This window comes from Nostoc sp., assembly GCF_036918015.1.
GTDB lineage: Bacteria > Cyanobacteriota > Cyanobacteriia > Cyanobacteriales > Nostocaceae > Nostoc.
The window spans coordinates 40523-65695 of record NZ_JBALEO010000068.1 but is presented as its reverse complement, the minus strand read 5'-3'; the positions used below and the strand labels follow the sequence as shown (position 1 = coordinate 65695).

General features: G+C 42.4%; 21 protein-coding genes, 1 other RNA gene and 1 pseudogene. 8 read left to right on the top strand and 15 right to left on the bottom strand.

All coding sequences use genetic code 11. From position 1 onward, the window contains the following. Positions 1-40: 40 nt before the first annotated feature. The 4 genes and pseudogenes from V7K61_RS16975 (at position 41) to V7K61_RS16960 (ending at position 5120) form a co-directional block, all read left to right on the top strand. Positions 41-613 (top strand): Uma2 family endonuclease, encoded by a 573-nt coding sequence (locus V7K61_RS16975; RefSeq protein ID WP_335054852.1) that lies wholly within the window; start codon positions 41-43, stop codon positions 611-613. A 182-nt stretch (positions 614-795) separates the two neighbouring features. After that, complete coding sequence (locus V7K61_RS16970; RefSeq protein WP_335054850.1) at positions 796-927, top strand: hypothetical protein; 132 nt, start codon at positions 796-798, stop codon at positions 925-927. An 842-nt stretch (positions 928-1769) separates the two neighbouring features. Then, a pseudogene (locus V7K61_RS16965) lies at positions 1770-3002 on the top strand (glycosyltransferase family 4 protein); the annotation flags it as partial. A gap of 384 nt (positions 3003-3386) precedes the next feature. Next, the gene (locus V7K61_RS16960; RefSeq protein ID WP_335054848.1) at positions 3387-5120 is read left to right on the top strand and encodes an Rqc2 family fibronectin-binding protein; all 1734 of its coding nucleotides are present in this window, start codon (positions 3387-3389) and stop codon (positions 5118-5120) included. Between the two features lie 112 nt (positions 5121-5232). Here the strand turns inward: V7K61_RS16960 and tnpA are convergent, their stop codons facing one another. Further along, positions 5233-5643 carry an IS200/IS605 family transposase gene (gene tnpA / locus V7K61_RS16955; protein ID WP_335054846.1) on the bottom strand — a complete coding sequence of 137 codons (411 nt, stop codon included), beginning with the start codon at positions 5641-5643 and terminating at the stop codon, positions 5233-5235. A gap of 15 nt (positions 5644-5658) precedes the next feature. On the opposite strand from tnpA, the gene V7K61_RS16950 reads away from it, so the two are divergent. Next, positions 5659-5844 carry a hypothetical protein gene (locus tag V7K61_RS16950; protein WP_335054844.1) on the top strand — a complete coding sequence of 62 codons (186 nt, stop codon included), beginning with the start codon at positions 5659-5661 and terminating at the stop codon, positions 5842-5844. 606 nt (positions 5845-6450) lie between these two features. Here the strand turns inward: V7K61_RS16950 and V7K61_RS16945 are convergent. After that, positions 6451-9081 carry a DNA polymerase III subunit alpha gene (locus V7K61_RS16945; RefSeq protein WP_335054842.1) on the bottom strand — a complete coding sequence of 877 codons (2631 nt, stop codon included), beginning with the start codon at positions 9079-9081 and terminating at the stop codon, positions 6451-6453. Positions 9082-9274: 193 nt separating this feature from the next. Between V7K61_RS16945 and V7K61_RS16940 the strand changes: the two genes are divergently transcribed. Further along, positions 9275-10567: a dicarboxylate/amino acid:cation symporter gene (locus V7K61_RS16940; protein ID WP_335054840.1), complete on the top strand. Its 1293-nt coding sequence runs from the start codon at positions 9275-9277 to the stop codon at positions 10565-10567. A 20-nt stretch (positions 10568-10587) separates the two neighbouring features. Here the strand turns inward: V7K61_RS16940 and V7K61_RS16935 are convergent, their stop codons facing one another. The 4 genes from V7K61_RS16935 to V7K61_RS16920 form a co-directional block, all read right to left on the bottom strand. Continuing rightward, positions 10588-10767 carry a hypothetical protein gene (locus V7K61_RS16935; protein ID WP_334839362.1) on the bottom strand — a complete coding sequence of 60 codons (180 nt, stop codon included), beginning with the start codon at positions 10765-10767 and terminating at the stop codon, positions 10588-10590. A gap of 322 nt (positions 10768-11089) precedes the next feature. Then, positions 11090-11368 carry a DUF4915 domain-containing protein gene (locus V7K61_RS16930; protein WP_335054838.1) on the bottom strand — a complete coding sequence of 93 codons (279 nt, stop codon included), beginning with the start codon at positions 11366-11368 and terminating at the stop codon, positions 11090-11092. Between the two features lie 26 nt (positions 11369-11394). Further along, on the bottom strand, positions 11395-12291 hold the full coding sequence (locus V7K61_RS16925; RefSeq protein ID WP_335054836.1) for a hypothetical protein: 897 nt from the start codon (positions 12289-12291) through the stop codon (positions 11395-11397). Positions 12292-12801: 510 nt separating this feature from the next. Further along, positions 12802-14514 (bottom strand): diflavin flavoprotein, encoded by a 1713-nt coding sequence (locus tag V7K61_RS16920; protein WP_335054834.1) that lies wholly within the window; start codon positions 14512-14514, stop codon positions 12802-12804. 63 nt (positions 14515-14577) lie between these two features. Here V7K61_RS16920 and V7K61_RS16915 point away from each other — a divergent pair, with 63 nt between their 5' ends. Beyond that, on the top strand, positions 14578-14907 hold the full coding sequence (locus V7K61_RS16915) for a hypothetical protein (protein WP_335054832.1): 330 nt from the start codon (positions 14578-14580) through the stop codon (positions 14905-14907). A 192-nt stretch (positions 14908-15099) separates the two neighbouring features. Here V7K61_RS16915 and V7K61_RS16910 read toward each other — a convergent pair whose 3' ends face one another. After that, positions 15100-16839, bottom strand: coding sequence for a diflavin flavoprotein (locus V7K61_RS16910; protein ID WP_335054830.1), 1740 nt, complete (start codon positions 16837-16839; stop codon positions 15100-15102). Between the two features lie 1090 nt (positions 16840-17929). Between V7K61_RS16910 and V7K61_RS16905 the strand changes: the two genes are divergently transcribed. After that, a complete protein-coding gene (locus V7K61_RS16905) occupies positions 17930-18385 on the top strand; it encodes a helix-turn-helix domain-containing protein (protein ID WP_335054827.1) in 456 nt (151 codons plus the stop codon). Between the two features lie 354 nt (positions 18386-18739). Here the strand turns inward: V7K61_RS16905 and ssrA are convergent. The 8 genes from ssrA to atpB all read right to left on the bottom strand — a co-directional run bounded on the left by ssrA (position 18740) and on the right by atpB (position 25125). Then, positions 18740-19129, bottom strand: a transfer-messenger RNA (tmRNA) gene (gene ssrA, locus V7K61_RS16900). 157 nt (positions 19130-19286) lie between these two features. Next, a complete protein-coding gene (locus V7K61_RS16895) occupies positions 19287-20234 on the bottom strand; it encodes a F0F1 ATP synthase subunit gamma (RefSeq protein ID WP_094351165.1) in 948 nt (315 codons plus the stop codon). A 96-nt stretch (positions 20235-20330) separates the two neighbouring features. Continuing rightward, positions 20331-21851 (bottom strand): F0F1 ATP synthase subunit alpha, encoded by a 1521-nt coding sequence (atpA, locus tag V7K61_RS16890; protein WP_335054824.1) that lies wholly within the window; start codon positions 21849-21851, stop codon positions 20331-20333. A 190-nt stretch (positions 21852-22041) separates the two neighbouring features. Continuing rightward, complete coding sequence (atpH, locus tag V7K61_RS16885) at positions 22042-22596, bottom strand: ATP synthase F1 subunit delta (RefSeq protein WP_289795033.1); 555 nt, start codon at positions 22594-22596, stop codon at positions 22042-22044. Then, positions 22593-23165, bottom strand: a complete 573-nt coding sequence (locus V7K61_RS16880) for a F0F1 ATP synthase subunit B (protein WP_335054822.1) — start codon at positions 23163-23165, stop codon at positions 22593-22595. The genes atpH and V7K61_RS16880 overlap by 4 nt, the downstream gene beginning before the upstream one ends. A gap of 189 nt (positions 23166-23354) precedes the next feature. Continuing rightward, positions 23355-23786, bottom strand: a complete 432-nt coding sequence (locus V7K61_RS16875; RefSeq protein WP_094351161.1) for a F0F1 ATP synthase subunit B' — start codon at positions 23784-23786, stop codon at positions 23355-23357. 182 nt (positions 23787-23968) lie between these two features. After that, positions 23969-24214 carry an ATP synthase F0 subunit C gene (atpE, locus tag V7K61_RS16870; protein WP_013192016.1) on the bottom strand — a complete coding sequence of 82 codons (246 nt, stop codon included), beginning with the start codon at positions 24212-24214 and terminating at the stop codon, positions 23969-23971. Positions 24215-24363: 149 nt separating this feature from the next. Continuing rightward, positions 24364-25125, bottom strand: coding sequence for a F0F1 ATP synthase subunit A (atpB, locus tag V7K61_RS16865; RefSeq protein WP_012411161.1), 762 nt, complete (start codon positions 25123-25125; stop codon positions 24364-24366). Positions 25126-25173: the final 48 nt, after the last annotated feature.

Genomic DNA, 25173 nt, shown 5'->3' with positions numbered 1-25173 from the left:
TATGATTAAAATACAAGAGCAAGATTAAAGGAGTTAGTCTATGAGTGAGATGGTTAATACAGGAGTACGCTGGACAATTCACGATGTGGAACTATTCGCAGAAAATGAGGGGACGCGCTACGAGATAGTTGATGGAGAATTATTTATGACTAGGGCACCTCACTTTAAACATCAGCAAACTTGTGGCAGAATATTCCAACAGCTTAACATTTGGTCAGAGTCTACTGGTTTAGGAGAAGCTGTAATCAATCCCGGCGTTTTGTTTTCAGAATCAGATAATGTGATTCCTGATGTAGTTTGGGCTACTAAAGAAACCTTGGCGCTAACATTGGATGAAGCGGGACATTTAACTGGCGCACCAGATTTAGTAGTCGAAGTTTTGTCTGCTAGCAACGAAGACCAAAGACGAGATAAAGAAGCTAAACTTAAACTTTATTCTTCTAGAGGAGTAAAAGAATATTGGATTGCTGATTGGCGATCGCGTAAACTAGAGGTCTATCGCCGCGAACAAAGTCAACTTAACTTGGTAGTAACCTTATTTAGTAGCGATCGTCTCATTTCTGGGCTATTACCTGGTTTTAGCTGTATTGTAGACCAGCTTTTTCCTGTATAAATTTTAGGTTGAATGGAAAAACAACTTTCATTCTTTTCCCAAAACACAATTATGTATAATTTATTGTTCAGATATCGCCTTACACCAATAACTAAGTTTTCTCCTCATCAAGGCGATATCTATAGATCATCAGTTTACATTAAGAAAAACTGGGAATTTCAGAGTTAGAATCTTGTGATGTTATGGCAGACTTTGAAGACTCAGTGTTTTGGTTTTTAACAGGCAGAATTACAGATACTAGCTTAGGCAGTGCTAGACAGGCAACGGTATTTAATATCGTCAGAAATATACCATCTATCAAACTCATGTATTAATCTTCTCCGTTTGAAAATTGGTGGTGACTATATTTATTATTTTTACGCAAATTCAGTATAATTGCGTAAAAACAGAATTTAGATTTCTTTTAGAGAATATAAGCTAAATAAATATATTTTTATCAAAACAGAATTCAGGAGTCAGGTGGTCGCCGAGCTTGTCCTGAGCTTGTCCTGAGCGTAGTCGTTGGCGCAGCCTCTCGTAGAGAAGGGCGTAGCCGTTGGCGTGGTAACAGAGTTTACGGTGAGCGCAGTCGAACTGCGTAGTCGTACCACTTGCCTACGGCACGCTCCGCGAACGGGGAAGCAAGCTACGCGCAGCGTCTCCGGTAGGAGAGGTAAGCCAGAATTATTTTGAACAAAAGAGCGGATAGCGTAGCGTTAGCGAGTATTTTCGAGTCGCGTCTTGATTCTGAATCCTGAATTCTGAAGTCTTTTTTAAGTCTTCTGACTTCCTGCTCTAATATATGCTGTGGGGTCAAACCCCCTATTCACCAGATATATCCTCACAGAAGTCAGGGATCTGAGTCTCTAGGTAGAGAGCAAATTAAAATTGCCATACCTATTGCCATATCTATGAAATTAAAGCTAGAGATGAATGAAAAAATCTCATTTTTATCTATCAAAAGTATGAGATACGGACATAACAATTTCCTATATCCAAAGAAATTAAATATTTATATTTAATCTAAAAGTATACTTCTGACAGAGGATGTAAAAAAAAATTAGACATAGTAAATTAAAATCAATATTAATCAAAGTTCCTAAACAATTCAGGCAAGTGTGCTATACACATGCTTGGAGCAGACTAAAACTTTGTTAAAATCAGCAACACACAAACTATGAACTCTACCACCGAAAAACGTATCGCCTTGATTTCCGTCCACGGAGACCCAGCGATTGAAATAGGGAAAGAAGAAGCTGGGGGACAAAATGTTTATGTGCGCCACGTGGGTGAAGCACTAGCGCAGCTGGGATGGCAAGTTGATATGTTTACCCGCAAAGTGAGTCTGGAGCAAGATTCGATTGTTAAACATAGCGACAACTGTCGAACTATTCGTTTAAAAGCTGGCCCCCTTGAGTTTGTGCCGCGAGATGAAATTTTTGAATATCTGCCAGAATTTGTGGATAATTTCCGCAAATTTCAAGTAAAAAATGATTTTACATACGAGTTAGTTCACACTAACTATTGGCTCTCTAGTTGGGTGGGGATGCAGTTAAATAAAATCCAACAGAGCAAACAGGTTCACACCTACCACTCCTTAGGAGCAGTCAAGTACAACACTATAGAAGATATTCCTCTGATTGCTAGTCAGCGATTAGCCGTGGAAAAAGATGTGTTGGAAAAAGCAGAGCGAATTGTGGCTACAAGTCCGCAAGAACAGGAACACATGCGATCGCTAGTTTCCACAAAAGGCAATATCGACATTATTCCCTGTGGTACAGATATTCAGCGATTTGGTTCGATTGCACGAGAAGCAGCCAGGGCGGAATTGGGAATTGACAAAGAAGCCAAAGTTGTACTATACGTGGGGCGTTTTGACCAACGCAAAGGTATAGAAACCTTGGTGCGGGCAGTCAACCAGTCTGGGCTACGCGATTCCAACAATCTCCAGCTAATTATTGGTGGTGGTAGTACTCCAGGTAACAGTGACGGCATTGAGCGCGATCGCATTGAGCAAATCGTCAACGAATTGGGGATGAGCGACTTTACCATCTTTGCTGGTCGTCTAAGTCAAGATATTTTACCAACCTATTACGCAGCTGCCGATGTTTGCGTTGTTCCCAGTCACTACGAACCCTTTGGACTAGTGGCGATCGAAGCGATGGCAAGCGGTACACCAGTGGTAGCAAGTGATGTCGGCGGACTTCAGTTTACTGTAGTTAATGAAGAAACTGGTTTATTGGCTCCACCGCAAGATGTAGATGGGTTTGCATCTGCGATTGACCGAATTCTCTTAAATCCAGAATGGCGAGATGAATTGGGTAAAGCTGGTAGAAAGCGCGTTGAAAATAAATTTAGCTGGGATGGTGTAGCAAATCAACTGAGTGAACTTTACACCCAACTGTTGCAGCTACAACCAGTAGCGCCAACAGCAAAAGAACTAGTGCAGTCAACCACAGAACTAGTGCAATCAAAAGCAAAAGAACTAGTGCAGTCAACCACAGAACTAGTGCAATCAACAGCAAAAAAGCCAGTTTTGGTTGCTAAATAACGCTTTTGCGTAACAAATAATGGTGAGTGAGCTTAGAAAACTCAACACCAAAAACAAACTGTATAAAAAACTAACTTATTACCTAAACGCAGAAGCTTATCTTATGATAATTTCTGCGTTTTTTGATTCGCAGCTATCACCAAACCAAGTAACCGCTATGATAGGTGAGGTCTGTTATGCTTTAACTAAACAAAAATAAAGGCATAGCGATCGCTACCATTTGAATGTTAAAAACTAATCGCTTTGCAACCAGTTGACTTTACCACTCTCACAGCTGCTTGTAGCGAAATCCGCGCTAACTGGCTACCATCACGCTTAGAACAGGTTTACCAGCGCGATCGCTACACGATTGCGATGGCATTACGCACCCTAGAACAGCGAGATTGGCTACAGATTTCTTGGCATCCCCAAGCTGCACATATTTGTATTGGCGATCCGCCACCGCGATCGCCAGATACCTTTACCTTTAGCCAACAATTGATACACCAATTGGGTGGTTTAGCACTGGTGGCGATTGAAGCGATCGCTCCTTGGGAGCGTGTGATTGATTTGCAATTTGCCCGTCGTCCTGGAGAAAGCGCTCTATATCATGTCTATGCAGAAATCATGGGCAAGTATAGCAACGTCATTCTCACCGACGCCAGCAATATAATTATCACCGCCGCCCATCAAGTCAGTCAGCAACAATCTAGTGTCCGTCCCATCCAAACCGGACAGCCTTATGAAACACCACCGAAACTGACTGGAACTGTCCCCAGTTTGAGCGAATCTCAAGAACGTTGGCAAGAACGGGTAAGTTTAGTACCAGGAGCAATCAAACGGCAATTGCTCAAAAGTTATAGCGGCTTGAGTGCAGCACTACTAGAGTTAATGCTGCTAGAAGCAAATATTGCACCAGAAACATCCACTGATACTCTCAACCCCGACGACTGGCGACGGCTGTTTGAGCGTTGGCAAGAATGGCTGCAAGCCCTAGATTCCAAAGAATTTCAACCCGCTTGGACAAAAGATGGTTACACCGTAATGGGTTGGGGTGTAGTTGAAAAGGTCAAAAATATCCAGGAGTTGCTCAACCGCTACTACAGTAACCAAATTGACCAACAGTTATTTTCCCAATTGCGCCATCAGTTGAGTCAGAAATTGAATAATATTCTGGCGAAATTACGCAATAAAGCTCAAACCTTTCAGACGCGCTTGCAGCAATCAGATCGAGCCGATGAGTATCGGGAAAAAGCTGATTTATTGATGGCTCATTTGCAAAACTGGGAACCGGGGATGAAAGAAATTATCCTGGCTGATTTTGAGACAAATTTGCCAATTGCGATCGCTCTCCAGCCAGATAAAAATGCCGTCCAAAATGCCCAAAGTCTTTACAAACAGCACCAAAAGCTGAAACGCGCCCGTGCTGCCGTCGAACCGCTACTATTGGAAGTGCAGACAGAAATTGAGTATTTAGAACAAGTAGAAGCTGCGATCGCTCAGATAGATACCTACCAAACAGCAGAAGATTTGCGAGCTTTAGAAGAAATCCGCGAAGAGTTAATTGGGCAAAAGTATCTTGAAGATCCAGAATACCGTAGTCGGAGTGCCAATGAACCTCCCAGCACCAACTTTCATCGTTACCTTACTCCCAATGGCTTTGAAGTATTAATCGGTCGCAACAATCGCCAAAATGACCAATTGACTTTTCGTGTAGCAGGTGATTATGACTTATGGTTTCACGCTCAAGAAATTCCAGGGAGTCATCTGTTACTACGTCTAGAACCGGGTGCTGTTGCCGAAGAAGCTGATTTGCAATTTGTAGCTAATCTTGCCGCTTACTACAGTCGCGCCCGTCAAAGCGAGCAAGTGCCAGTAGTTTACACTCAGCCAAAACACGTCTACAAACCCAAAGGAGCAAAACCGGGAATTGCTATTTACAAGCAGGAAACTATACTTTGGGGAAAACCGCAATTAACAATTCAAAATTCCAAGTGACGCTCTACTTCACCAAAACCTAGATCAGTTATTTTAGTTTTTCTCCGCTTGCTTTTTTCTCTGGGTGCAAATGATGAGTTGCCCGTAGATATTAGCAGTTTCTTTTTCTTGGTTATGTGCGTGCTTTTTCTAAATGGGAATTTACTGTGCCTTCAAGATGATGTATTTTTTGATTTTGAACATATATAACAGCTTGCTCAAGTTGTTTACTGCCGAAAGAGAATATACCATATCCTTCTTGCCAAGCAAATTTTTCTGATGTAGGGCAAAGATTGTGGTTGAAATGGTGAGAACTACTTCCTTTAATTTTTTTCACAAACTCTGCGATCGCGATTGTTGGCGGGATAGATACTACTAAATGTATGTGGTCTTCAATCCCTCCAATGGCATGAAGTCTACAATTTAAACTATTGGATTTATCAATGATGTAATTATAAAGCTCAGTTTCTTTGTCGGAGGTAATTAGAGGTTGGCGTTCTTTTGTTGCCCAAACAATATGATAATAAAGTCGCCACAGAGACATAATATTTTTGAAATTTTGTATTTATTTACATACATTTATGTTTCCCATATTGCTGGAAAAAATTATCATATTAGCAGTGTCCGTCAACCAGGCAGCCAGGGAAGCAGGAATCAGCCAGAAAATCAGCCAGCCAGTTCACCAAGGCAGACAGCCAGACAGCCAGGGAATGAAATTCCCTGTCTGAAAGCTAAAGTCGTCTGAAGACGACTATATGAAACTAGTGAACAATTAAACCAAGTTTTTTCTAGTCCTCTAGAAGAGGACTAGCATTATTAGACAGGGAATTCTATTCCCTGGCGGTCTGGTTGGTAAACCAATGAATTTGGTTAGAAATGAAATTCCCTCTCTGAAAGCTAAAGTTTACGAAGCCAGCCAGAAGGCAGACAGCCAGGGAATGAAATTCCCTGTCTGAAAGCTAAAGTCGTCTGAAGACAACTATGTGAAACTAGTGAACAATTAAACCAAGTTTTTTCTAGTCCTCTTCTAGAGGACTTGCACTATTAGACAGGGAATTCTATTCCCTGGCGGTCTGGCGGTCTGGCGGTCTGGTTGGTAAACAAATGAATTTGGTTAGCCGGATGGTATGATAACTTTTTTACGAAGCGGCTCTCAAAGAGTATCACCCTCGACTAAAACGCATCAAACCCTGGTATTATTGGCCCATCTTCTTTAATTTTACGCGGTTTCCACCCCACAAGAGTTAATTAGATATTTTTTATTTGGAAGTTCCTAATGCCAGTATAAAAGTGCCGTTAACTTTCATTTGTATAGCAAGCAGAGAATGCCCAATTCTCACTATCCCTCCTCTCAATTCGGCAAACCCTCTACCCGCATCAAATCTAATTCGCGTTCAAATATTTCATCAATCGGCAACATTTGACCATCAGTAGTCATAAATTTATGGTCTTTTGTTGCCCGAATCAATGAACCATTTTCCAAACAATACTCAAACACCTCTTGTTCTCCGCGATCGTGCCACTGTGCCACAGGTTGCGTGTAAATATTTCCATGATTATCAACACTATACACACTGCATTTAATGCCTTTTTCGACAATTTCTCCAATCGGCATTAATCCATATTCTACCGTCAATATTTCCGTGTCATAGCTTAAACAATATTCCGCAAACTTCAACATTTGCTCAAATAATTCATCCGCAACTTTTTTCTGAACACCATTTTTCGCTGCGCCATCCACGAATTTTTCTCGCTGCTTTTGCATCTCAGAAACTTTCTTTTTACCCATCGCCCGACGCAGCAAGTCAGCTTGTCCTAAAGAATATCCAGCCATATCTTGAGCAATTTTCATGATTTGCTCTTGATAGACCATAATTCCATAGGTTTCGTCTAATATTGGTTCCAGAATTTGGTGTTGATAATCAATCTTTTCTCGACCATGTTTGCGGTTGATAAATTTAGGTATCAGTCCCGCATCTAATGGTCCTGGTCGATAAAGTGCCAAAATTGAAGAAATATCTTCTATATTAGAAGGCTTCAAATCTCGCACGATCTGACGCATCCCAGAAGATTCTAATTGGAATATCCCTTCTAACTCACCTGCTTCTAATAACTCATAAGTTTTTTGGACATCTTTTGGTAGACTGCTATGTTCACCTTTAGCTAATATCCTTTGGGCTTTTCTTTCTTGGCGGGGAATTTCATCAGGATCGACCCGATATCCTCTTGTTTCTTGAATCAAATCTACAGTTTTTTGAATCAGCGTCAGGTTCCGCAAACCCAGAAAATCCATTTTCAACAAACCCATTGATTCCAAGTCTTCCATGAAATATTGGGTAATCACAGAACCGTCATTATTCTTCTGTAACGGCACAATTTCATCAAGTGGATCGGCAGAAATTACCACACCTGCGGCATGAACACCAAAAGTTTTGTTAGTTCCTTCAATTCGCATCGCCATATCAAGCCAATGGCGAACATGGGGTTCTTTATCATATTTCTCTTTAAACTCTGGTTCTGGAGTTTTATCAGAAACCATCACCTTGAGTTTCGTTGGTTTCCCCCGCACAACAGGAATCATTTTCGCCATTTTGTCAGCTTCCCCGTAGGGAATATTTAATACTCTGGCGACATCTTTCAAAACTGCTTTAGAAGTTAGGCGGTTAAAAGTAATAATTTGGGCAACTCTATCTGCACCATATTTTTCAGTTACATATTCAATAACTTTATCCCGTTGTTCAATACAGAAATCCGTATCAATATCAGGCATGGATTTCCGTTCTGGGTTCAAGAAACGCTCAAATAGTAACCCATGATGTACAGGATCAATATTAGTAATTCGCATTGCATAAGCAACTAATGAACCAGCTGCCGAACCCCGACCTGGCCCTACGGGAATATTATTATCTCTAGCAAATTTGATGTAATCCCATACAACTAAAAAGTATTTGGAAAAACCCATTTGCTGAATCATTTTCAGTTCGTATTCCAATCTTTCTTTATAGACGGAATCAACTTCTTGACGAGATTTGCGATTTAACCGTTCTAAAAGTCCATTCCATGCCACATCTTCGGCATAAGTGTCAGCAGTATGACCTGAAGGAATAGGAGGTGTAGGAATTTGAGGCTCACCCATAATATGGTAAGGCTCAACTTTATCAGCCACTTCTTCGGTAGTTGCGATCGCTTCTACAATCACATCATCCGGCAAATGGTCACGAAATAGCTGCTGCATCTCCTCACCAGACTTGAGATACTCTGTGCCGCTATAACGCATCCGCTTATCTTCAATAATTAACTTGCCAGTTTGGATACATAGCAAAGCGTCGTGAGCTTCAACGTCAAAACAAGAAATAAAATGTGAATCATTAGTGGCAATAATTTTAATCCCTAGTTCCCGCGCAATTTTGACTATTTCTACATTCACAATTCGGTCTTCTTGGGAACCGTGGTCTTGAATTTCTAGATAATAATCATCACCAAATACCTCTTTATACCATTGGGCAACTTTGCGGGCGGCATCTGGTCTATTACTGAGAATCGCTTGGGGGACTTCTCCACCCAAACAAGCGCTGGTAACAATCAAGCCTTCATGATATTCTTTTAATAAATCTTTATTAATACAAGGACGAGAAAAAATTCCTTTCCCTTGAACACCTTTGAGGTGAGAAATTGTAGTTAATTTGACTAAATTTTTGTAACCTTTGGTATTTTTAGCTAAAACGACTTGATGATATTTTGGGCGGCGTTCTTGTTTCTCAATATCGCCGTTAATAATATACATTTCATTACCGATAATCGGCTTAATATTTTGACTACGGCAGATTTTGATCAGTTCAACGGCTCCATACATGACACCATGATCGGTAAGGGCGATCGCTTTCATCCCCAGTGCGATCGCTCGATCCACCAACTCTGGAAGCTGACTTGCCCCATCAAGTAGACTGTAGTCACTGTGAATATGTAAAGGCACAAAGGACATAAGCATCTCCAACCACAAGCCAAGGTATCTCCAGGGGCCTACCTTGTGGTATACCCTTTCGAGCTAGATTTTACAAAGCAACGGAATCTTAGAGTAACAGTTTTTAACCAAAATTAAAGCTGTTCTTTTTCGGGAATTATCACTATCATTAGTGTTGCTTTAATAGTTACAGCAGTTAACCAGTATCTAGCCAATGAGTCAAACAGAGAGAACTACTTCGCCTGAAACCAAAGCTAGCCCTTGGTGGCAGCGTATCCCTCTCACGTTGCAAATTCTCATCGCCTTAGTCGCCGCAATCAGCGTCGGAATTGCCCTTGGTGCGGGGAATCCCAACCCCAGCAACGCCACCTTAATCAATAATTTAGCAATTCCGGCTGAATTGGTGCTAAAGGCTCTCCGTGCCTTGGCTACACCCCTGATTTTTGCAGCAGTCCTGCATACCTTGATGACTACTAACATCCCTGGTACAGCCGGACGGCGGCTAGCAGTGCTACTTTTAACTAACACTACCGTAGCTATCTTAGTGGGACTTTTAGTAGCTAATGTGCTACGTCCGGGGACTTGGGGCAATGTAACCACCTCAACAAGTACGGCAATACCTACTCAGAGTCTCGATCCTTGGGGAATACTCAAAGATGCTGTACCAGAAGCCGTCCTCAAGCCATTAGTCGATAATAATGTCATCCAACTAATTGTTATTGCCCTAAGTTTTGGCATCGTCCTACGGGGATTAAAATCTGAACAAATCGCCCAAGGCAAGAACGGATACCAGCCAATTGAGGATGTCATCGGGATTTTATTTGAAGCGGTAGCCCGCATTCTCAACTGGGTAATTGCCTTAGTGCCGTTCGCAGTCTTTGGAATTGTATCTAAAACTATTGCTATACAAGGTTTTGCACCATTTAAATCTTTGGGTGCATTCATCCTCGCCGTATTGTTAGCATTGGTATTGCAAGCGTGCTACTACCTCATCAGAGTAAAATTTGGTTCTTGGGTACACCCGCTAAAATTCCTCGCTGGTGGTTCTGATGCCTTTTTGACAGCTTTCTCAACTTCTTCCTCGGCGGCGGCAATGCCCGTAACCTTTGAGGTTTTGCAAACAAAAGTCGGTTTAAGGGAATCTTCTGCTGCCTTGGGGGCATTAGTCGGGGCAAATTTCAATAATGATGGCACTGCACTCTATGAGGCAATGTCTGCGTTGTATATTTCCCAACTAATTGGCCAACATCTAAGTCTGACACAGCAGTTAATTGTCATCCTGACCTCGATTTTTGCATCTGTAGGTGCGGCAAATATTCCCAATGCTGGACTGGTAACGATGACACTAGTGTTCACTTCTGTCGGCTTACCTACCCAGTACATCGCTTTGCTAGTTACTGTAGACTGGTTTTTGGATCGCTGCCGCACCGCGATTAATGTTATGGGAGATATGACTGTCAGTGCTTTACTTGACGGCAAAAAGCCTCGTTCTGTGGACGAGGCTTAGTTTGCCAGCTTTTCAGATATCTAATGCTGTTGAGGCCCTTTGGCGTCACATTCTTTAGTCCAGCAACGTTCTAAAAGTTGCAGACGCCAGATCAATACAAAGCGTTGGGGATTCAATACTAATTTAGTATCCCGACTAAATAAGGGCTGGTTCAGATACTGCCAAATAGGAAATTTAATTTTGGTGTGTTTTGGAGTCATAGAACAACAAAATAATATAAAAGTTTTGTCTAGCAATTGCCTGATACTGTTTTTCTAGTTAAAGGCTACCCTGCGTTTTTGCGATTGTCCTGGTGGCAATTGCGGAATTTCAGCAAGTGAATTTATGTTGTTTCCGCTTTAATACTGAGAATTGTATGCACCATTTTTCTAATTCCATATCCTGTGAAATATTATGATTTTTCACGAAATTCTTGCTTCAAAGACATTGCTAGGGGCGTACATAATAAGGTTCGCTTAAGGCAAACTGTTACAAAGCCGGAATTAGACATAAATTTTGATTGAATTGCTTTTCATCCCACTGTTACCACCCGCCGAATTTCGCCCTGCGAAACCCGATCGCCATTAGACGACGTACCCCTAAAAGTGCTACCACATCGTATAATTCCAGTACTACACCTTCTATCCGCAAGGAATGGACAATATCACCGCTTTTCAGGTCAATCACTAGTAACCCACAGCGAGGCTGAACGTTTTTCTGATGCAATTTCTCGTCTAAAGCCAAGCCGCTAAATGTCTTGTTATGCCTGGGTTCGGAAATTCCCACTACTGCAAAGTTGCCATAAAATGCACAACCTGGCATAAAAAATCAAAAAAACAGAAAGAGAATTAAGTTAGTCTCTTCAACACAAATTCTCTCTGCACTGGCATTGACAAACGCCATGCATGGGCGTCTACAACAAAATGGGCCATTGTCAAACCAAGTACTCCACCAGCAAAGAACTGTATCCACACAGAATCACCAGCCCACTGGCTACTATATAAAATCGCCCCACCAAAAATCATATATATACTGAAAGGAATTAGGGCTTTCTTACTATCCCCAAGTGCGATTGCCCCCATAAATACGATGTACTGCAAACCATGTGCGATCGCATAAGTAAAAAAACTTATGGCAATATTATTTGAAAGAAAAGCCGGAACAAAAAAGAGTGACATCACAAAAAGAAAAGGATTCGCACCTTTGAAGATTGTCCAAGCTGATAGAAAAAAAGCGCTAACAGCAAGAAACAGTCCAAAATGATACATCATATCAATTAATTGATGTAAGAAAATAGGAGCGATCGCATAACCTGTTATCTTCAATGCTGCAAATGTACCTGCTAATGTTCCTATTGTGATACACTGTCTTTCCAGTTTTTTCAGAGGTCGTTTAACCCAGAAGCTATACACACCAATGTTTTGGCGTCCATAATGATGAGATTGCCAAACCCAATAGAACAGCAGCAGATATATCTTTAAAAAATCCGGTGAGTAAGCATAAATAAATCCTGCTATCAGAAACAGCAGAATAGGTAAGAATATGTATCTCATCTTATTCTTAACTATAATATTTTCTCTAAATTCTCTGCACCAATAAAAATATCCAGTAGTTGCAACATGAGCAGTTCCAAGAAAAAGAAAAGCAACGTTGATAGAAGTTAGTAGTGAATGCGGGAATTGTGAGTAAAGAGGAAAGAAAATAAAAGGTAAAAAAGTAGCAACAGCTAGACAGATTTTAAACATTTGGATATTCAAGGTCTATTTGGATGATTCAGAATAGCCTAATAGTGGATCGGCCGAGATAGATGGAAATTATAACACCTTGTAAAGTTATATTACGCAGATTTACCAAACCCTTGATATAAGGCAATATGATGTCGATGCTTTAGGCAATACGCCAGCAACATCTGTTTCATCAGCAGTTCTGAGCAAGCGCTCTTGATACAGTTCGTAGTCAGTGGTTCTTTATTTCAGAAATTTACCAGAGTATTGTCGGAGTTCTTTTAAAAGAATAGATGGATTTGTAACATAAGAATATGTAGTGTATAATCTAAAACTTAAATAACCCTGAACATCTGTCTAAAGATAGATAACCTTCTAGATAACTAAAATTTACTTGGGCGTATTCTGCATATCGACAAAAAAACTGGGACGGGCAAGATGCCCATCCCACAAGAAAAAAGAGAATTTTTGTCATCAAACGCTTTAGCTCTATAGCCAAGGCGATTTTGTTAAGTTAAACTTCTCACTATATTAATAATGAGTGCCTGTTTTGCGATGGTTGATAGCAGTCACAGCATCAGGCTTGAGTAATTTCCCTTCGTCCACAGTTGCATACACAACCCAATGATCGCCACATTCCAGACGTTGGTTGACTGAACATTCCAAATATGCTAAAGCGTCGGTGAGGACAGTACAGCCATTATCTGCAACTGCTGTACTAAAGTTGGCAAATCGATCTTCCCCAGGGGCGAAAGATTTACGGAAATGCTTCATGTACTCTTGATGGTTGCCTTCAGGTAGAATATTTAAGGCAAACTTACCGCCTGGATACATCAAAGATTCGATCGCTCGCTCTTTAGCGATCGCCACTGTGATTCCAGGTGGGTTGAAGGTGGCTTGAGAAACCCAAGCGCCTAACATTGCGGTAGACACTTCTCCTTGTTTCGCTGTCACCACGCAAACGGAACCAACGATCCGGCCAACAGCCTGTTCTACTGGAGTCGCGGCTTGTTGGGGTACGCGTACCTTTTTAGCCTTTTTCAGTGCTTGGGCAAAGTCTGTACCTAGTTCTTCACAGAATTTGAGAGTGACATCATCTGGTTTAAACTTCACCTTCAGGGTGTCAAAACCGAAACGATACCCAGCATCCCGGAGTTTACCTTCGATTAAGTCAAATGCTTCGCCACTCCAGCCGTAGGAACCAAATACCCCAGCGAGTTTGCTGTTGTCACCACTCGATAACACAATTCCTAAAGCAGTATGAATGGGAGTTGGTGCATGACCACCAATGGTAGGAGAACCGATGATAAAACCCTCTGACTGTGCGAGGTTGATGCGAATTTCATCAGGGGTAGCAAATTCGCAGTTGATTGATTTAACTGCAACTCCACCTTTAGTTAATCCCAGAGCGATCGCTTGTGCTAAAGTCGCCGTATTCCCATAAGCTGAAGCGTAAAGTAGGGCAACGGAAATCTCGCGATCGTTGTGAGAACGGCTCCATTCTCCGTAAGCTTTGGTAAGTTCGATTAAACTGGTGCGTACCAAGGGCCCGTGTCCCACAGCATACATTCTCACCTGCAAATCTGATATTTTCTCCAAAGCTGCTTGCACATGAGGAGTTTGGGGAGCCATCAGGCAGTTAAAGTAGTAACGCTGGTCTTCTTTGAGCGCTTCCCAGTTATCATCAAACACTTCATCACCACAGAGATGAGTTGCAAATAACTTATCTGTGTAGAGAATTTGGGTTTGCTGATCGTAGGTACAAAGTCCTTCCGGCCAGCGCGGACTGGGAGTGGGCAAGAATTTCAAAACATGACCCTTACCTAAATCCAGAGTTTCTTTCCCCCGCATCACCAAGACATTTAAATCTTGCTCTAAGAAAGCAGCACGCAAATTGTTCGCACCAGGAAGAGAACAGACAAAAGTTACCTGTGGCGCTAGTTCTAAAATTGCTTTGAGGGTTGCAACTCGATTGGGGCTAAAATGACCCAGGATTATATAATCCAAACTTTGTAAATCTAAAGTCTGCCGCAATGCCTCTAAATAAATTTCGGTAAAGCTTTCTGGCGGTGGATCGATAAGTGCGGTTTTATCAGCTTCAATTAAATAGCAATTGGAGGTAGTACCTCTTTCAAGTGCGTATTCAATTTCAAACCGCAGACGTGACCAACTACGTGCCCTGATCGCTTTAGTATTTGTAGCAATTGGTAGAACTTGTACGTCGCGTGGCTTGGAATTGGTCATAGCTGTTTAAATTTGGGGAATTGGGCATTGGGCATTGGAGAAGATGAGGGGAATAAGGTTCTGATGCTGAAGCTTGAGCTTTTTAACCTTGAAGTTGAGCCTTTGAACCTCGAAGTTGAGCCTTTTAGCCTCGAAGTTGAGCCTTTGAACCTCGACGTTGCGCCTTTGAACCTCGAAGTTGAGCCTTTTAGCCTCGAAGTTGAGCCTTTTAACTCGGAAGTTGAGCCTTTTAACTCGGAAGTTGAGCCTTTTAACCTCGAAGTTGAGCCTTTTAACCTCGAAGTTGCACCTTTCAACTCGGAAGTTGCACCTTTTAACCTCGAAGTTGAGCCTTTTAACCTCGAAGTTGCACCTTTTAACTCGGAAGTTGCACCTTTGAGCCTGAAACTTTAAGTTCCAACTCTCCCCTTCATCTTTCGATCCAGTTCGGATAAGACTTGATCCCCCCAACCCCCCTTAAAAAGGCTTGCTCAGAATGGATGGCTCTATTTCCCCCTTTTTAAGGGGGACTAAGGGGGATCTTTAAGGACTATGCACCTAACCGAAACGTATTGACTCAGCACTCATTACTCAGCACTGTTTTGGTTAGTAGTAATTACCTACTTTGCGATGACGAACGGCTGTCAATCCATCGTTTTTGGAGACACGACCTTCTTGGACGGTGCAGTATAAAATCCAGTGGTCGCTGCATTCCATGCTGGTCTGTATTTCACATTCCATGTATGCCAAAGCATCTGTCAGAATCGGGGAACCGTTTTTTGCGGTTTGAGTTTTTACTCCTGCAAAGCGGTCAGCACCAGGATGCAAGCGCTTGAGGAAGTGTTTTTTGAGTTCTTGAAAATTGCCTTCTTCCAAAACGTTGAGGACGAAGCGATCGCCTACTTGCATCAAGGAATCAATGGCGCGGTCTTTGGCAACGGCAATTGTGAATCCCAAGGGTTGCAAACTCGCTTGCGTTACCCAGGATGCCAGCATTGCACTTGAGACGTTATCTTTTTTGGTGGTGACTATATATAGTCCGCTGCTAATGCGACCCAGCGCCTTTTCCATGTTGACATCAAGGGACTTAATTTGCTTGATGTTGCGATCGCGCACTAGCAATTGTCCGATGTCTTTACCCGCTTCTTCACACAACTGGAATGTTGATGCTGTGGGAGCCTCTTTAATCCGAATGGGTGGGAAAGCTTCTTTGATGCCAGAGTCAAGAAATTGTCTGCGGAGTGTATCAATGGGTTCATCATCCCCACCGTAACACTCAAACAGCCCAAGAAATTGCTTGTTCTTGGCAACAGCTAGCACCGAACTGATACTAGCTTGGGCGGCGGCGGCGGTAGTCGAGGGCATACCGATAATGATCCCAGCTGCTCTCCCGGCTAGTTCTTGAATTTCTTGGCTCCCAGCAGTACTCAAATCTAGTACTTCTACGCCAACGCCAGTTTTCAGGATACCTTCGGCAATTGCGTGACCAAGGCGTTCGCCATACCCATATTCTGAGACGAAAAACAAGCCAACTGTTGTTTCTGCTTTAGCTTGTTTTTGGCTCCAATTTTCGTAGCACCCGGTCAGAACATCTAAATGGTGGTATAATAATGGGCCGTGACCATTTGCGATAATATTAATCTTTCCGAGATCGCCCATCCGCTTCATCGCATTCAGCAGCGAACGAGCGTTAGGGCCCATCAAGCAGTCGTAGTAAAATCTAAAGTCAGCTTCGATCGCTTCTAAATCTTCGTCAAAGGTGCGATCGTCACAAAAGTGCATCCCAAAAGCATCACAGGTGTAGAGAATTTGGGTTTTGCGGTCAAAGCTAAAGATTGTATCCGGCCAGTGTAGGTTAGGCGCACTCACGAATTCCATTTCGTGGCCTTTGCCGATATCGATGCGATCGCCAGTTTTCACAACCCGCTTGGAAAAAGGATCGTGAACCAAACCTTCCAAAAACTGAAGTGCAACTTTTGAGGCTAAAACTGTAGCTCTAGGAGCTAACTGGAGGACATCTTCTACTAAGCCGCTATGGTCTGGCTCTGTGTGACTGACAATTATGTAATCAATTGTTTTGGGGTTAACAAGACCTTTGAGAGTCTCTAAATACAGATCGCGAAACTTCTGGTGAGAAGTATCGATCAAAACTGTTTGCTCGCCCCTAATTAGATATGAATTATAGGTTGTGCCGTTTTGCAGTCCGAATTCGATATCAAAGCGATCGCGATCCCAGTCAAGAGAGCGAATCGCCGTTGTGTTAGGGGCAATTTCTACAGTTTGTATAGTTAGCCGATGTTGAACGTTCTCTTCGTGGGCCTTGCCGGTCGTAGACATCGATACCATTATTCGTCTCCGAGCGCAAATTAACAGGTTTTTCTTCTGCCCCCATTCTCTCTATTATTTTTATTTGAAGTTGTAATGAATATTAGTTTTTGAAAAATTTAACTTGTATCAAATATTGCTGTTTTTTAGCAAAAAATGTGACTCAAAAAATATACTAAATATTAATTTATTCCTAAGTTTTACTGAGTAATTATTTTTGCTATTTATCTGGTTTTATCTTAATTCAAAAATATCATAGCAATTATATTTTTTAACTAGAACAGCATAATTTAAACAATATTAGATTGCTGGTCTATCTACCAACTATAAATTACTTGTAATGCTTAAGATTGTCAGAGAATATATTTTTCAAGTAGAAAAATATACTTTTGTCAGATACTCCCTTAATTATAAAAAGTAGGAAAGGTGGGAAAGGTAGGAAAGGTAGGAAAAGTAGGACAAACCTTATTAGACTTCCAAAAAGCATCGAATAGGCTGTTAACATTAGTTTATTCAATAGATAAATCTGTTGTTGTCTTAATCAAAAATATGGTATATGGAATATAAACTTTATGTAAAGTTGGTAAAACAGATATTTTTTTGGAGATAATCAAGTCAAATTTCCAGAGACTAGTTGAATAAAAAGGAACTAGGCTTGTATATCTTTTTCCGCTCATCCAAATGGAAACTAGGGTAAAAAGGATTTTTAAAGTTTCGATAAACCTGCGTAAGCATAGGAATAATCTCAGGAATTTAATGATACAGTCCTTTATTATCGACTTTAAACATTAATCAAGATAACGCCAAAAATTTTTCTTGTTATAGCTATAAGCTACAGCTTCAGGCTATCAGATAAGTTTGCCTATATAGGTTAATGTGTAATCTTGATGTGCCGAACTTTTTATAAAAATCCATTGTTGATGAAAAATTGCAAACTTTGATAGTGTTCTCAAGCCAATACTGATCGTGTTGCAGCCTTATAGATGCTGACATCCTTAATACTTGTAGTTCAGTTTCCTCGAATGTATGATGAAATACTTAAGTAATTCAGTATACAGACGTAAATAGATACAAAAATGACAAAAATTGATTTTGTAAAAGGTTATTTTTTATGGGATGCCGATTAAAAGTGTTTCTCACAGAAGAGGAAAAGCTAACTTTAGAAGAGTTGAGAAAAGCCAAAGATGTTCCTCAACGTACTAAGGATCGTGCTCAAGTTTTACTGCTGAATACTCGTGGCTTAAAAAATGAGCAAATTGCAAAAGGCTTGAACTGGGCGATTTCAACAGTGCGTCAAACCCTTCATCGCTGGGAAAAAATGGGTTTAGCAGGTTTATGGGATGCTCCTGGTCGAGGAGGAAAACCCCGATACTCGGAATCGGATTTGGTTTATCTCGAAAATTGTTTAGCTCAAGAGTCAGAGACTTATAACTCTAAACAATTAGCAAAAAAACTGGCGTCTGAACGTCAAGTAAACTTGAGTGCAGATCGACTACGACGGGTACTGAAAAAGAGGGGAAGGAGGTTTGGAAGCACACGCACACAAACCCAGAAACAGCATAATTAGCTAATTAAACCATCTTGGACTCGAATCACTCGTTTTGTTTGAGATGCGATCGCTAAATCGTGAGTTACAATCGCGATTACCTTCTTGACAAGTTCTTGCTTTTTGCAGAGATAGCGCGTATTGTTGCTTTACTTCTACACGGGCTTAATCGATATCTTGTTGACGGGTTCCTGCTTGTTGCAGAGATAGTGCTTGTTGCGCTTCTTTCTATTACTTGGGCTTAACTGAACGGTATTGCTATATTAGCCGTTGAACTCAAGTTAGCTGTGCATTATAGAAAATTGTGATGGGAGTTTTCCATAAAACAAAGTCCACTTACACATTACAGTGTCAAGTGGACTTGTTAACTTTTTTTAGTGGATCCGAGCAGAGTCGAACTGCTGTCCAAATTGGGTATTAACCCCCCGCTCATTCACAGGTTTAGCCTTTCTAATCCTCAAGGCGGGAATCGTTCATTATCCCGAACGTAGGATGCTCTGATTTGATCTTAGCTAGCAAGCCAACCAGAGAACGCTTGCTAGAGCATCCGTTGGGGGTTGGTCTTCAGTCCTTAACGGAGTCAAACTAAAGACGCTCGAACCTATAAGAGGTGTTTAGGCAGCTACTAGAGCATCCTTACGAGCAAAGCTAACGATGTTATTCGCATTTACTTTTTGTTTGAGCCTTTGATTTCCGAGAGGAGACTCACTCTCGACCTGAATCACAGAGCAGCGTTCGCCAACCTGTCGAAACCGTGACGGACCCATGCACTTCATACTTCAATTATAATACGCAATTCTTGAAATGTGTTAATAGACATAATTAAAAGTCCCCAATACTAAAATAGCCAATTGCTAATCTTAAAATAATTAGCAATTGGCTATATATTACAACGCACTACAAATAAATAATTAGCTATACCCTAAGTTAGTGCTTCAGCACCGCCCACAACCTCAAGAAGTTCTTGAGTAATTGCAGCTTGTCGGGCTTTGTTGTAAGACAGAGTGAGGGTGTTAATCAGTTCACCAGCATTTTCACTGGCATTACTCATAGCTGTCATCCGCGCTGCTAGCTCACTAGCCGCCGATTCTTGCAGCGCCCGCAATAGCTGGTTACTCAGATAAAGGGGCAATAGAGAATCGAGAATCTGCACTGGATCTTGCTCGAAGATCATGTCAGGAGCCAACGTGCGGGCTTGGCTAGTCACTTTTTCCCGTTCGACTTCAAATTTACCGCCACGGGTTGTCAAGCGGAAGACTTCATCATCGGCTGCTTCTAGACCTTGTGGATCAAGAGGCAGTAGGGTTTGGATCACAGGACGAGAGCTAACTAAGGAAAGGAATCTGGTATAGATTAATTCGATCCGGTCAACTTCTTCCGAAAGGAACAAGGAAAGTAGTTGATCGGCAATCTGATTAGCTTCCGCTGCGGTGGGAATTTGCTCTAAGCCACTGTAAGTAGCATCAATTGGCTGATCGCGGCGTTGAAAGTATTGTGTAGCTTTGCGCCCAACGATCACAAATTGATAGTTCAAACCTTCTGCCTTAATTTCTTTGGCGCGGTTTTCTGCACGACGGATAACGTTATTATTGTAGCCGCCGCATAGACCGCGATCGCCTGAAATAACCAACAACCCAACTGATTTAACTTGGCGTTTTTTCAGTAGTGGTAGGTTTGCTTCTTCAAAGCGCAGACGGCTTTGCAAACCATACAATACTTGTGCCAAGCGATCGGCAAAGGGGCGAGTTGCTAGCACTTGTTCTTGCGCCCGGCGCACTCTAGCCGCAGCTACGAGACGCATGGCTTCTGTGATTTTTTTGGTGTTTTTGACCGACTGAATGCGATCGCGTATTGCTTTTAAATTGGCCATATTCTTGAGTTAGGAGTTAGGAGTTAGGAGTTAGGAGTTAAGAGCTAGGAGTATTTCATTAACTTTTAACTCTTAACTCTTCACTCCTCACTTTAATTACGCTGTAGCTTTGAAGGTCTTCTTGTATTCGCTGAGTGCTTCCTTCAAAGCAGCTTCTTCGGCGTCACCTAGTGCTTTAGATGCTTGTACTCCTTGAGCATACTGGGTATTGCCAGTTTTTAAGTACTCACGTAAACCCGAAGTGAAGGTGGTTACTTGATTTACAGGTACATCATCTAAGTACCCATTAATTCCAGCGTACAAAATTGCCACTTGTTCGTATACCGAGAGTGGGGAATTTTGTGGCTGCTTGAGGAGTTCGCGCAACCGTTGACCCCGTGCCAACTGGTCTTGAGTGGCTTTATCTAGGTCAGAAGCAAATTGTGCGAAGGCTTGCAGGTCGTCAAATTGGGCTAGTTCCAATTTAATCTTACCGGCAACTTTTTTCATTGCCTTGGTTTGAGCCGCGGAACCCACACGGGATACTGAAATACCGGGGTTTACAGCGGGACGGATACCAGCGTTAAACAAGTCAGAAGACAGGAATATCTGACCATCGGTAATAGAAATTACGTTGGTGGGGATGTATGCTGAAACGTCACCAGCTTGGGTTTCGATAATTGGTAGGGCGGTCATACTGCCTTTACCTAATTCGTCACTCAGCTTTGCGGCTCTTTCTAACAAGCGGGAGTGAATGTAGAATACATCTCCAGGATAAGCTTCGCGTCCTGGTGGACGACGCAGCAGTAGGGACATTTGCCGATAAGCTTGGGCTTGCTTGGAAAGGTCATCATAAATTACCAGGGTAGCTTTGCCTTTGTACATAAAGTATTCGGCAATAGTTGCGCCTGTGTAAGGAGCTAGGTATTGTAGGGTTGCAGGTTCACTGGCGCTAGCAAAGACGACGACGGTGTAATCCATCGCGCCTTTTTCTTGCAATGTTTGCACCACGTTAGCAACTGTGGAAGCCTTTTGACCGATCGCAACGTAGACACAAACTACATCTTCTTCTTTTTGGTTGATGATGGTGTCGATCGCGATCGCAGTTTTACCGGTTTGGCGATCGCCAATAATCAATTCCCGCTGACCACGACCGATAGGAATCATTGAGTCAATAGCTGTAATACCCGTTTGCATGGGTTCGTGTACAGACCGACGGGCAATGATACCTGGTGCTGGAGATTCAATCAAACGGCTTTCTGAGGACTTGATGTCTCCCTTACCATCGATGGGAAGACCCAAAGCGTTTACAACTCGTCCAATTAAGGCTTCTCCTACGGGTACTTGGGCAATTCTACCGGTGGCAGTTACAGAACTACCTTCTTGAATTTCCAGCCCTTCACCCATCAGCACCGCGCCCACGTTGTCTTCTTCTAAGTTCTGGGCGATGCCAATTGTGCCATCTTCAAATTCCAAAAGTTCCCCAGACATAGCCTTTTCCAGACCATAAATCCGGGCAATACCGTCACCAACTTGGAGAACAGTACCAACGTTAGCAACTTTGACCTCTTGATCGTATTGCTCGATTTGTTGTTGGATAATGCTGCTAATTTCGTCAGGTCTAATTGATATGCTCATGTGTCTATCTTTTTTGCTTTCGAGACGGAAAAATTCAAGAGTTAGGAGTTAACAGTTAGGAGTGATGAGTTAAGAGTGATGAGTTAAAAATGCAAAAATTACAAGTTAAAAGTCAAAATAAATTACTATTTACTTAACTCCTAACTTTTAACTTCTAACTACTAACTTCTAACTCCTAACTCCTAACTTTCTAACCACTGGTTAAGCGCAATGAAAGGCGGCGCAACTGACCCCGGATACTAGCGTCAATTACCTGCGAGCCTACTTTAATGATCACACCACCAATTAACTCGCTGTCTACCCTGGTTTCTAGTTCTACCTGACGAGCATTGGAGATGGCGATGACCTTTTGGATGATTGCCTGCTGTTGAGCTTCTGTGAGGGGAACGGCTGAAATTACTTCCGCTAATACGGTTTGATTCAGCTGCCGCAACAGCGCCAGATATTGTTGAAAAATATCTTCCAAGAATGCAATGCGCCGCTTATCTACCAGTATCAGCAAAAAATTGCGTAAGTAGGGATTAGCGCCTTCACCGAGTATTTGTTTGATGAGAGCTTTTTTGTTCTCAGACTGAATAAACGGGTTGCTGAAGAAGTTATGTAGCTGTTTGTCTGCCCTGAGCAGTCCCAGGAAAGTCCGCGCATCTTCCCCAAACTCTTCAGTCAAGTTTTTCGATTGTGCTATTGACAAAAGTGCCTGTGCGTAAGGTTGGGCTACTTCGGCTGAAGCTACCTGACTTGTCATACATTGCCTCCCAGTTGTGCGATGCTGCGGTCAATTAAACCTTGTTGAGCATCGTCGGCAATCCCGCTTTTGAGTTGCGATTCGACTTTTTGCAATGCTAGTGTAGCAACTCGTTGCCGCAGTTGAGCGATCGCTCGATCGGTTTCAGTGTTTAAATCTGCTGCTGCTGTTTGTTTCAAGCGTTCTACGTCTTGCACTGCCTTCGCTAACAAGGCTTCTTTCGCTTTTTGAGCGTTTTCTGTGGCAGATTGGCGGATGCGTTCGGCCTCTGCCTGAGATTGCTTCAATTGCTCTTGCGCTTGGGAAAGGGCAGTCTTTGCCTCTTTTAAGCGCCCTTCTGCTTCCTGAATTGCGGTGGCAATATTGGATTGTCGCTCGTTCAGGATATTGCTTAAAACCTTACGTCCGAAGTAGAATAATATGCCAATCAGAATCGCTAGATTAATCAGATTGGTTTCAAAAATGTCTAGGTTTAGACCGAAACCACCTTCTGCTGCGCCTTCTGCCAATTCAGAGTGAACAGCGTTCGCTTCTGCGGCAAGTAATAAGAATGTCCCCATGATACCCATTTACAAGTGCGCTGCTCGCTGCTAATACGTTGTATTTTCCCCTAGGGAAATTTAAGTATCTTTTCCCCGTAAGGAAATTAAGTATCTTTCCCCAGAAGGGGAAAAAGTGCCTTTTTGTGACACTTAAATTTTGCGCTCTGGACTAGTGGCCAGTTGCGCGTATGCTTTCACAGAACCAGTCTAGTTAGCTTATCTAACTGGAGTTGGCCCCAATAGTTTTTCTAGAATCTGCCGACTTAAAGCATCAACTTGTTGCTCTAAGGTGCGAAAAGCTTCCTGCTTTTGTTGTTCTATTTCAACAGCAGCTTGTTCACGTTGAGTCTGAGCTTCCTTTTGGGCCTCAGCGATTTTCTCAGCAGTAATTTTCTTCGCTTCAAGTTGAGCTGCTTCTACAGTTGCTTGCGATTGTCTGCGAGCGTCTGCTAGTTGCTGTTCATACTCGGTAGCCAAGCGCTCGGCTTTAGCCAAGCTCTCCCGCGCTTCCAGGGTATTCGTTCGGATATAATTATCGCGATCGTCTAGTACCTTGGTCAGTGGCTTATAGAAAATTGCATTCAACAAAGCTGCTAATAGCAGGAATTGCAATGCCATGAAGGGCAAGGTAGCATCGAAATCAAACATTTGTCTCCTCTTTGGCTGGAGTAGCAGTTTTCGTGGCTAGCAACATCATCCAACCTTTCATATTTTAGAGACCCATAGCCAATAAGGGTCAACGGAATATTAGAACTATTAAGATATCCAAAAAGTTCCGATTGTAGAGGCGTGATGGTTCACGTCTCCACACTCAGAAAAACTTTCAGGTATTAGGCGAAGGGGTTAGCAAACAGCAATACCAGGGCAATTACTAGACCATAGATAGTCAAGGATTCCATGAATGCCAAGGTTAATAGCAGAGTACCGCGAATTTTTCCTTCTGCTTCAGGTTGACGAGCAATACCTTCTACTGCTTGTCCAGCAGCGTTACCTTGACCAATACCAGGGCCAATTGCAGCTAAACCAATCGCTAAAGCAGCAGCGAGAACTGAAGCAGCCTGAACTAATGGATCCATGTTGATTTTCCTTGCTTTGATTACAAAACTAACAGACATTACGTTAACGATTAGAAACGTGATTTTCACGCTGCACCGGGTTCTTTAAATCGCGCTTTGCGATGTTTTGAGCGAATATGCTCTGGGAACTGTGCTATCAGCTGAGAAGTTTAATGCTCCTCATGTTCTTCTCCGCCATGCCCCTCCATTGCCTCATGAATGTATGCTCCGGCGAGGGTGGCGAAAACCAGGGCTTGAATGGCACTGGTAAATAAGCCCAAGGCCATTACAGGCAGAGGTACAAATAGAGGAACTAGCAGCACCAGCACCGCTACTACCAATTCATCCGCCAAAATATTACCAAATAGCCGGAAGCTTAGGGAGAGGGGTTTGGTGAAATCTTCTAGAATTGCGATCGGCAACAAAACCGGTGTTGGCTCTATATATTTCTTAAAGTAGCCTAAACCCCGTTTGCTAAAACCTGCGTAAAAGTACGCTAAGGAGGTCAGCAATGCCAATGCGACAGTCGTATTGATGTCATTGGTGGGAGCTGCCAATTCGCCCGAAGGTAGCTTGATGAGCTTCCAGGGAATTAACGCACCTGACCAGTTCGATACGAAAATAAACAAGAACAATGTGCCAATAAATGGCACCCAAGGGCGGTACTCTTTCTCACCAAGTTGGTTTTTGGCCAAATCACGAATAAATTCTAGGGCATATTCCATCAAATTTTGGATGCCCTTGGGAATTCTTTGCGCGTTTCGAGTAGCTGCTATTGAAGCCACTACTAGAATACTAATCACAAACCATGAGGTGAGAAAAACTTGCCCATGAATTTTAAGATTGCCCAACTGCCAGTAGAAATGATGTCCTACTTCTAATTCGGCGAGGGGAAAAGAATTAAAGGCGTTTAAGACACTAAGCATTTGCATTCTTCAAGCATTTTCCCCAACGAGCGAGGATGGGATTACTATCTTTGT